The sequence below is a fragment of the uncultured Rothia sp. genome (assembly GCF_937976295.1).
Taxonomy (GTDB): domain Bacteria; phylum Actinomycetota; class Actinomycetes; order Actinomycetales; family Micrococcaceae; genus Rothia.
The window spans coordinates 1-1004 of the sequence record NZ_CALJRY010000324.1 but is presented as its reverse complement, the minus strand read 5'-3'; the positions used below and the strand labels follow the sequence as shown (position 1 = coordinate 1004).

The window sequence follows — 1004 nt, the reverse complement described above, 5'->3', positions numbered from 1 at the left end:
GGGTGCTCTACGGGCGAGCCCAGACCTTAGCGGCGTAGACCTCCACCGGGGCGTCCATCTCGATTCCGTGCCTCTCGCCGCTTCCAAGGTGCCACACGCCGGGGGAGACGAAATGGTGTGCACCGTACAGGCGGGTGGCATCGAGGGCTTCAGAAATTGCTTTCTGGTCTTTGAGGATGCTGTGGGTGCCCAGCACAGGCAAGCCGCCCAGGGTCTTCACCGTAGAGCCGTGGGGGATGACCTGTAGGGTCTCAGGCGCGGCGCTCAGGGGTGCCTCAATCTCGCTGTACCCTGCCCAGTCTTCCGTCGCCCAGTCCCAGGGCTGGACAATCCAGCGGGGGCTCTCGGAGTCGTTCACTGCAAGCAGGTGTACCGTGCGGCGAGCGCCCGGGCGGAGCCATACGGCGAGCGTGCCGTCATCGGCGGGTCCAATGTAGAGGTCAATGAGCTCAAACAGGCGGTCTACTGCCTCATCGGTTTCATTGACCAGCGGCGGGATTCCGGATGCGTCGGTGGGGTCCACGTCTGCCAAATCTGCAATGCGGAGGGTGGGGAGGTCGAATCCGTGCTCTTGCAGGAAGGTACGTACCGCTTCTTCCTCGGAGGCGGCGTAGAGAATGGAGCGGGTGAGATTGCTGAGAAGGTCTTCATCGCCGGTGTAGAAGCTTTCCTCGAGCCATTCTTCGAAGCTTACGCCTTCGTCTTCGAGCTCTTCGAGTGCGCCGACCATGCACCCGCCAAGGTGTAGGGCGCCGGGGTCGTTAGTGGGGGAGGTGCTCAGGGTGAGGAAGCCGTGGTCAGCTTCGAGGGGGTAGAGGCGAATGTGGGTGGAGTCCATGCTGGTTCCTTTCGGTGCTGGTTCTTGAGCTATCAAGAACCCGGCTACTTGCCGTGTTGTTATGCCTTAAGTATTGCATAAATAAAAACCCACATACGCGCATGTATATATAATGTCCCAAGGTAAGGTGTTAGCAATAAGCGGGCACCCCACTCACTGATTGAGG

The 1004-nt window shown here is 60.1% G+C and carries 1 protein-coding gene; it reads right to left on the bottom strand.

Features of this window, described 5'->3' with window-relative positions; all coding sequences use genetic code 11:
• Window positions 1-7: 7 nt before the first annotated feature.
• Window positions 8-838: a hypothetical protein gene (locus tag Q0216_RS08600; RefSeq protein WP_298594549.1), complete on the bottom strand. Its 831-nt coding sequence runs from the start codon at window positions 836-838 to the stop codon at window positions 8-10.
• Window positions 839-1004 lie beyond the last annotated feature (166 nt).

What these genes read in the sequence shown, in the direction of transcription:
- Q0216_RS08600 (WP_298594549.1), bottom strand. Translation starts at nt 838, where the DNA reads ATGGACTCCACCCACATTCGCCTCTACCCCCTCGAAGCTGACCACGGC.